This is a genomic window from uncultured Azohydromonas sp., from assembly GCF_937926365.1.
Lineage (GTDB): Bacteria > Pseudomonadota > Gammaproteobacteria > Burkholderiales > Burkholderiaceae_C > Azohydromonas.
In genome coordinates this window covers 1-7838 of record NZ_CALAOH010000146.1, presented here as the reverse complement: position 1 = coordinate 7838, position 7838 = coordinate 1, and the positions used below count along the sequence as shown (strand labels likewise).

The window sequence follows — 7838 nt, the reverse complement described above, 5'->3', positions numbered from 1 at the left end:
GTGGCGCGCCTCGGCCTCGGCCAGCGAGGCCACGCCAAGCCGGCGCCGCAGCGCTTCCAGCCCGGCCTGCGCCTCGGCGAGCTGTGCCGCCAGGCGCTCCAGGTCGGCGCCGCCGGGCGTGACCGTCAGCTGGCCCAGCCCCGGCAGCTCCAGCACCGCGGGCTGCAGCAGCAAGCGCCCGCCCTGGCCCTCCAGCGGCTCGCCGTCCAGCCGCGGCGCGGCGCCGGTGCCGAAGCTCCAGCGCAACTGCGTCGCCGCCGCCTCGCGGCGCAGCTCCAGCTCGCGCAGCCGCTGCTCCAGGGCGCGCAGCTCCTTGAGCTGCGCCGCGTCCAGCGCCTGGCGTTGGGCCTCCTCGCGCAGCCGGACCAGCTCCGCGCCGTGGGCCTGCGCCTCGGCCAGCGCGCCCTCCAGGCCACGCACGCGCTGCGCCGCTGCCGCGTGCTCGCGCTGCAGCGACTCGCGCCACTGCCGGGCGCGCACGCGCTCCAGCAGCGCCTGCGCCGCCTGCTGCGCCTGCAACACCTCCTGGGCCCGCTGCCGCGCCGGGGCCAACCGCTGCGCGGCCGACTCCTGCGCCTGCAGCGCCGCGGCCAGCGCCGCCTCGCGCTGGGCCAGCGAGCGCTGCTGCTGCGCATGGGCCTCGATCTGCTGCTGCAGCAGATCGATCTGCCGCTGCAGCGGCGCCAGCTGCTCGCGCTGGCGCTGCAGCTGCTCGGCCGCGGCCTGCAGGCCGTCGAGCTGCTTCTGCGCCTCGGCACGCCGCGCCTCGAAAGGCTCCCAGGGCCGCTCCGCCTCGTCCAGCGCGATCTCGGCCTGCACCCGGCCCAGCCGGTCCACCTGCTCGCGGTACGACGCCAGCCGCTGCTGCGTCTCCTGCAAGTCGGCCTGCAGCCGATCGCGCAGCGCGATCGCCTCGGCATAGGCGCCGCGCGGCTCGCCCTTCTTCTCGGTCAGCAGCGCGTTGCGCTCTTCGCGCACCCGCGCCAGCACGTCATCGCCAGCGGTACTGGCGACCTCGCCCAGCGAGCCCTGCAGCGCCGTGCGCAGGTGGTCGGTGGCGTGCAGCACCTCGTCGCGGATCTGGTGGCTGCCGCCCTGCTCGATCCACAGCAGCCCCGGGATGCCCCAGTGCTCCGGCTTGCTCTCGCCGCGCTGCGCCAGCTGGAAGCCCAGCAGCTCGCACAGCCGCTGCTCGGCCTCGTCGTTCTCCAGCGCCTGCGCATCCACCTGCAGCCGGCAGCGCTTGCGCTGCAGGAACTGCTTGTGCAGCCGCCAGCGCCGGCCGCCGCTCTCGAACTCCAGCTCCACGCTGGGGCTGGCGCTGCCGTCGCCCCAGGGCTGCAGGTCGCGCACGCTGCTGGAGCGGTAGCGCTCGAAAAAGGCCGCGCGGATGGCGCGCACGATGGTGCTCTTGCCCGATTCGTTGGGCCCGGTGAACAGGTTCAGCCCCGGTTCCAGCCCGGCCAGCTCCAGCGGCTGGCGGAACTGCTTGAACTGCTCGATGCGCAGGCGCTGCAGCTTCATGCCAAGTCCTCCTGCTCCTGCGCCTGCTGGCGCTCGCGCAGCAGCCCGGCCAGCACCGACAGCGCCTCGCGCGCCACCTCGTCGCCCTCCTGGCGCGCGCGCAGCTCGCCCAGCACCTCGCCCAGGTAGCCGTCGGCGCGCAGCGACTCGACGTCCTCCTCCGTGGGCGCCAGCCGCAGCGCCTCCTGCTCTATCTGCAGGCTGCGCAACCGCGCCCCCGCCTCGCCCAGCAGCGCCTGCAGCCGCTGGTGCGCCGCCAGGTCCAGCCGGCCCGCCAGCGTGAGATCGAGCACGTCGTCCGCGCCCAGCGCGGCCAGCGCCTGGCCCAGCCGATCCACGTCGCCGGGCAGCGACAGCGCCTCGCTCCACGCCTGCCAGCGGTAGCGCCCCACGGCGTGCGGCGTCACCACCGGCAATGCCCCCGGCGCGCCGATCTCCACTTCCAGCACATGCCCCGGCGCGTTGCTTTTGAAACGGTCGGCCTCGGGCGTGCCGCTGTACCAGGTGCGCTCGTCGATCTGCTTGAGGCCGTGCCAGTCGCCCAGCGCCAGGTAGTCCAGCCGGGCTCGGCGCGCGCGGTCGGGGGCGATCGGGTTGGCCGAGTCGATCTCCTCGGCCAGCAGCCCCTGCACGCTGCCGTGCGCCAGGCCCACGCGCGGCAGGCCCGGGGGCGTCTCCAGGGTGTCGAAGGCTTCGGTGAGATCGGTGTGGGTGTGGCGCTGCGTCAGCGGCGCGCCCAGCACCGCCAAGCCGATGTCGGCGAACACGCGTGCGCCCGGCGTGGCGATGAGATGCACGTGGGACGGGATGGCGCCCAGGCGGCGCGCGCGCGTCCACACGCTCTCGGCCAGGGCCGCGTCGTGGTTGCCGGGGATCAGCACCCAGGGGCCGTCGAAGGCCGCCAGCGCGTTGAACAGGCGGCGCAGCGTGCGCTCGGAGACGGTCTGGGCGTCGAACACGTCGCCGGCCACCAGCACGGCGTCCACGCCGCGCTCGCGCGCCAGCGCGGCGATGCGCTCCACGGCCAGGAAGCGCGCCTCGGCCAGCGGGATCGCGTCGTCGGGAGCGAAGCGGCCGTACTGGCGGCCGATCTGCCAGTCGGCGGTGTGCAGGAATCGGGTCATGTAGGGAGAACTGCTTGGGGTGCGCGATTGGACCTCAAGCCGCGCCGGGGTACTGGCGCGCGGCCTCGTGCAGGCGCTGCGCCACCAGCTCCGCCAGGCGCTCGGGCTGGATCACGCGAACGTGCTCGCCGTGGCGCAGCACGTCCATGACCAGCTCGGTGACCTCGGCGTAGGGCAATTGCAGCGTGAGCGTGCCGTCGCGCTCCATCGTCGCCTGCTGCGCCGGGTGCCACTGCTCATGGGCCACCCACTGCGCCGCCTCGGCCGTGAAGCGCAGCGTGGCCCACTGCAGCTTGCCCTTGGCCGAGGCGGCGAAGATGCCGTAGCCCGCGTCGAGCTCCGCCTCCACGGTGCGCAAGCCCACGTCGCGGGCGCGCTGCTCCACCAGCCGCACCTCCAGCACCGCGTCCAGCGCGAAGCGGCGCAGCTCCTCGGTGAGGTGGCACCAGGCGTCGAGATACCAGGTGTTGCGGTAGTGCACCAGGCGCTGTGGCGAGACCACGCGCTCGGTGTCCTCCTGGCGGCTGCGTGTGCGGTAGCGCATGTGCACGCGCTGGCGCCGCGTCAGCGCGCTGCCGATGAGCTCGAAATGCCGCGCCACCACCGGGCGCCGCGCCGGGCTGGCGATCTTCACGCGCTTCATCAGCTCGCGCGACTCGCCGTCGCTCGCGCCCAGCATGCCGTGCAGCCGCTCCAGCAGCGGCTGCAGGTGGCGCGCCAGCACGCCGCCCTCGTCCAGGCCGCGGATGAGCTGGTGCATGGTCAGCAGCGCGTGGATCTCGCCCTCGCTGAACCACACCCCCGGCAGCTCGTGCGTGGCCCTGGCCGCGGCACTGGCGGGCGCGCCCTCGGCCGGCGTGGCGAAGCGGTAACCGTTGGCGAAGCGGTCGTAGACGATGGGCGCGTTCATGCGCTCGCGCAGGTACTCCAGGTCGCGCTTGAGCGTGGCGCGCGAGACGCCCAGCTCGGCCATCAGCTCCGCGAAGCTCACGCAACCGCCGCCGGCCCGGCTGCGGATGAGCATCTCGATCCGATAGAAACGTTCGGTACGGTCCACGGGCCTCCCTCCCTGGCGCGCATCGGCAGGAATCGTAACAACCGCTTTCAGGCGGACGCCTGACACCGCCCGCCACCGCGGCCCGCGCCCCTGGTCGCGGCACGCGCGGCGCCACCGGCAAGCGACCCCGGCAGGCGCCGGCGAATTATCCCCACGAGCTTGTCCACAGGCTCACCTGGTGAGCTACATCAAGGGCATACTGTATAAATCCACAGGATCTGAACACAGTTGTCCAGGAGCCGCGACATGAGCACCCAAGGGAGGCTTGAATTCGACACGCCGGTGCAAGACCCGGTGGGCTTCGACATCGGCTGGGAGCACGCGCGCCATGCGCTGGCGCCGCCGCCGGCCTGGCTGGGGCTGGGCAGCGCGCTGCGCCAGGGCTGGGAGGCGGGGCAGGCACGCTTTGGCCGGCGCACGCGCGCGGCCACGCCCTCGGTGCGCGAGTGGCTGCGGCTGCGGCTGCAAGCCTGGGAGCGCGGGCGCGACTTCGAGACGCTGCAGGTCACGCCGCATTTCCTGCGCCAGATCGAGGTCGGCCACTGTCCCGTCACGCGCGAGCCGCTGACTCAGGCGCTGCAGCACCCCACCGACGCCTGCGTGGACCGCGTCTTCGACGCCGCGGGCTACGCCGCCGGCAACCTGGCGGTGATGAGCGAGGGCGCGAACCGCGCCAAGGGCAGCCGCGACCTGGCGCAGGTGCAGGCGCAGCTGCAACGCATGGCGCGCGGCGGCCTGGCCACGCTGGACGGGCTGAGCGCCGACCAGTGGGAGCGCGTGGGCACGCTGATCTCCTTCGTCACGCCGCTGCCGCACGAGGAGGCGGCCCGGCTGCCGCTGCACCTGCTGCCGCCGCCGCGGCTGCGGCTGCTCAACCCGGTGCAGGGCCTGCAGGCGCTGCTGACACTGCAGCTGGCGCATCCGCAGTGGTCGCCGCGCCTGGCGCGCATCGAGGCGCTGTTCGAGGCGCTGGGACTGCGCCAGGACTACAACCTCTTCATCCACACCCTCATCCCGCGCCTGCTGGCGGCGCAGGTACGCGACGGCGACCCGCTGCGCACGCGCTGGGCGCTGGAGGACGCCTGGTCGCACGAAGCGCTCAACCGCCGCTGGCAGCGCCTGGCGCTGCGGCTGGACGCCGAAGCCTGCGAGACGCTGGTGGGCCGCATGGTGGCGCGCGGACTGGCGCCCCAGGGCGTTCTGGCGCACACGGCGGAGCAGGCCACCGAGGGTTGGGCGCTGGAGCGCCAGGGCTTGGCCCCGTCGGCACGCCGGCGCGCGCCGCAACGTGCCGCAGGGCGCTGAGAGCACCCCGAGCGGACACAAAACCGCCACAACTTCACGGCAGGGAAGGCACAAAGTCGGACGGACGCAACAAAAGCCGGTACACCTCTGACTAAGCAGTAGGAAGGCCGCAGGACGATTGACATGGTTCATCCCCATCTTCAACAGGACCATGCACAGCAACCGGCCGACGCCGATGCGCGCCGCCTGGAGAGCCGGCGCCGCATGCTGCGCCGCAGCCTGGGCACCGCCGCCCCCGTGGTTCTCACCCTGAGCAGCATGCCGGTGGCTGCCGGCCAGTGCATCTCGGCCTCGGCCTTCGTTTCCTCCGCCACGTTCCAGAGCCGGCAGGCCAGGCTTTCCTCAGAGCCCTGCCTGGGCCTGTCGCCCACGGAGTGGGTGCAAAAGCTCCCTTACTGGCCCGGCGGCCTCAAGCCCACCCGGAAGTTCCACCAGGAGTTCGGCGAACACATCCTCTCGGCGGAATTCGACCACGGCAAGGGCTCCGTCACGCTGCTGGACGTGCTCAACGCGCCCAACACGATCGAGGCGCACGTGACGGCCGCGCTGCTCAATGCCTATCGCGGCCAGATGACCCAACCCTTCGACTCGCCCGCCGCGGTCATCGCGATCTGGCACAACATCCGCGCCAACGGCGGCTTCTACAAGTCCCCCACGGCCAGCGCCGAGCAGCCGGCCATGACGCCGCTGGGCACCCGGCTGTGGATCGCCCGCACCTGGGACGGCTCCGGCCCCACCTCCTCGCCGATGTCGTCCCCCTCCTCCCTGCCCGGCTACGGCCCCCTCACGGACACCCCTTAGTCCACCGGCACGACCACCCCACGAACGGCAGCGGCCACCACAAGTAATCCACGCTCTCTTTGTCGTGGCACAAGGGCAAGCTGGCGTTTGTTGCCGGGTTGTTGCACGCACGTACACTCCGGCTGCATTCGACCATTAAGACGAGGGATGGACATGCAGCAGACCGAGAGCGGTTCAGGCACGCAGCGGGAAAGCGCACCGGCAGCGGCCGTGCGCGGCACCGAATCGCGCCGCCGCATGCTGCGCCGCAGTCTGGGCATGGCCGCGCCGGTGGTGCTGACGCTCACCAGCACGCCGGTATCGGCGGGCGTGTGCGTGACGGCGTCGAGCTTCGTTTCCGCCTCCACCTTCGCCAGCCGGCAGACCACGCTGCCCTCGCGATCACGGCCCTGCAACGGGCTGTCGCCGACCGCCTGGGCCGAAAGCATGGACTGGCCCGTGGGCGTGGACCGCAACACCGCCATCTTCAAGGACGTGCTCGACGGCGCGCCGATCTCCGGCTTCCTGCCCAACGTCACGCTGCTGGAAGTGCTGCAGCAGCCCAACACGCTCGAAGCCTACGTCGCGGCCGTGTGGCTCAACGCCTACAACGGCGGGATGCCGCCTCCCTTCGAGGATGGCGACGCCGTCAAGGCCATCTGGGCCAACATCCGTTTCAACCACGGTGCCTACAGCCCTCCCGACCTGAACGCGCAGCCGCTCACGCCCGCGGGCACCCGCGAGTGGCTGGCGCTGAGCTGGCAGTAAGCCCGGCTTCGACCGCCATGGGCATGCGCTATGCGGCGCCCGCGGGCACGCTGCACTGGCGCCGCTGGGACGACGAGGAAGAGATGGTGGTCTTCGACACCGCTTCCGGGAGCACGCACCTGCTCTCCCCCGCCGCCGCCGAGGTGTTGCTGGCGCTGCTGGAGATCCCCGGCCCACAGGACGCCGCGCAGCTCGCGCAGCGGCTGCTGCCCGGCGAGGACGGCGCCCCGCCCGATGCGCAGGACGTGCGCGCGCTGCGGGCCGTCCTGGCCCACCTGGCCCGGCTCGGCCTGGTGCTCGGCTGCGACGGCGACGCGCCATGAGGGTGGACGCGCTGGACGCGCACGCGCTGCGCCGCCGTCTGCGCGGCCCGGGCCTGCGGCTGCGCACCGGGCCGGTGCTCAACAACATCCGCTCGCCGCTGGAGGCGGTGGCACGGGGCATCGCGCTGCACTACGCCGCGCACCCGGTGGAGGACGAGGGCTTCGCCGATTTCCACGTCAGCGTGGAGCGCCCTTTCGGCCCGCGGCGCTGGTGGCGTCCGCAGGTGCTGTTCAAGATCGACGGCGCCTCGCCCTTCACCCCGCTGCCCGGCGACCAGGGTTTCCCGATCCTGGAGTGGGGCCTGAACTGGTGCCTCACCGGGCTGTACCACCGCTTCCTCACGCTGCACGCGGCGGTGCTGGAGCGCCACGGCCGCGCGCTGGTGCTGCCCGCGCCCTCGGGCTCGGGCAAGAGCACGCTGTGCGCGGCGCTGGCCCTGAGCGGCTGGCGGCTGCTGTCCGACGAGCTGGCGCTCATCGACCCGGCCACCGGGCTGATCCACCCGCTGCCGCGCCCGGTGAGCCTGAAGAACGCCTCCATCGAGATCGTGCGCCGCTTCGCACCTTCGGCGCGCTTCGGGCCGCCGGTGCACGAGACCGTCAAGGGCACGGTGGTGCACATGAGCCCGCCGGCCGAGGGCGTGGCCCGCGCCGCCGAGCCCGCGCGCCCGGGCTGGATCGTGCTGCCCCGCTGGGCGGCCGGCCAGCCGGCGCAGCTGCAGCCGCTGCCCAAGGCGCAGGCGCTGATGCGGCTGATCGAGAACGCCTTCAACTACAACGTGCACGGCCTGGCCGGCTTCGAGCGGCTGGCGCGCATGGTGGACGACAGCGCCTGCCACCGCTTCAGCTACGCCCGGCTGGAAGAGGCGGTGCCGGTGTTCGACGCCCTGGCCGGGCGCGCCGGCGCGGCATGAGCGCGCCCGCGCGCACGGTGCGGCAGGCGGGCCGCGGCGACGC

8 protein-coding genes are annotated in these 7838 nt (G+C 73.1%); 5 read left to right on the top strand and 3 right to left on the bottom strand.

Features of this window, described 5'->3' with window-relative positions:
- The 3 genes from Q0741_RS15800 to Q0741_RS15790 all read right to left on the bottom strand — a co-directional run.
- On the bottom strand, positions 1 to 1524 hold a 1524-nt coding region (locus tag Q0741_RS15800; RefSeq protein WP_298234158.1), incomplete at its 3' end, for an AAA family ATPase.
- Positions 1521 to 2648, bottom strand: a complete 1128-nt coding sequence (locus Q0741_RS15795; RefSeq protein WP_298234157.1) for a DNA repair exonuclease — start codon at positions 2646 to 2648, stop codon at positions 1521 to 1523. The genes Q0741_RS15800 and Q0741_RS15795, both read right to left, overlap by 4 nt.
- A gap of 34 nt (positions 2649 to 2682) precedes the next feature.
- Positions 2683 to 3705: a YafY family protein gene (locus Q0741_RS15790; protein ID WP_298234156.1), complete on the bottom strand. Its 1023-nt coding sequence runs from the start codon at positions 3703 to 3705 to the stop codon at positions 2683 to 2685.
- Positions 3706 to 3951: 246 nt separating this feature from the next.
- On the opposite strand from Q0741_RS15790, the gene Q0741_RS15785 reads away from it, so the two are divergent.
- From Q0741_RS15785 to Q0741_RS15765, 5 genes are all read left to right on the top strand, one after another.
- Complete coding sequence (locus tag Q0741_RS15785) at positions 3952 to 5010, top strand: hypothetical protein (RefSeq protein WP_298234155.1); 1059 nt, start codon at positions 3952 to 3954, stop codon at positions 5008 to 5010.
- Between the two features lie 123 nt (positions 5011 to 5133).
- Complete coding sequence (locus Q0741_RS15780) at positions 5134 to 5811, top strand: hypothetical protein (RefSeq protein WP_298234154.1); 678 nt, start codon at positions 5134 to 5136, stop codon at positions 5809 to 5811.
- 147 nt (positions 5812 to 5958) lie between these two features.
- Complete coding sequence (locus Q0741_RS15775) at positions 5959 to 6558, top strand: hypothetical protein (RefSeq protein WP_298234153.1); 600 nt, start codon at positions 5959 to 5961, stop codon at positions 6556 to 6558.
- A gap of 17 nt (positions 6559 to 6575) precedes the next feature.
- Positions 6576 to 6881, top strand: a complete 306-nt coding sequence (locus tag Q0741_RS15770) for an HPr-rel-A system PqqD family peptide chaperone (protein ID WP_298234152.1) — start codon at positions 6576 to 6578, stop codon at positions 6879 to 6881.
- Positions 6878 to 7795 (top strand): HprK-related kinase A, encoded by a 918-nt coding sequence (locus Q0741_RS15765; RefSeq protein ID WP_298234151.1) that lies wholly within the window; start codon positions 6878 to 6880, stop codon positions 7793 to 7795. The genes Q0741_RS15770 and Q0741_RS15765 overlap by 4 nt, the downstream gene beginning before the upstream one ends.
- Positions 7796 to 7838: the final 43 nt, after the last annotated feature.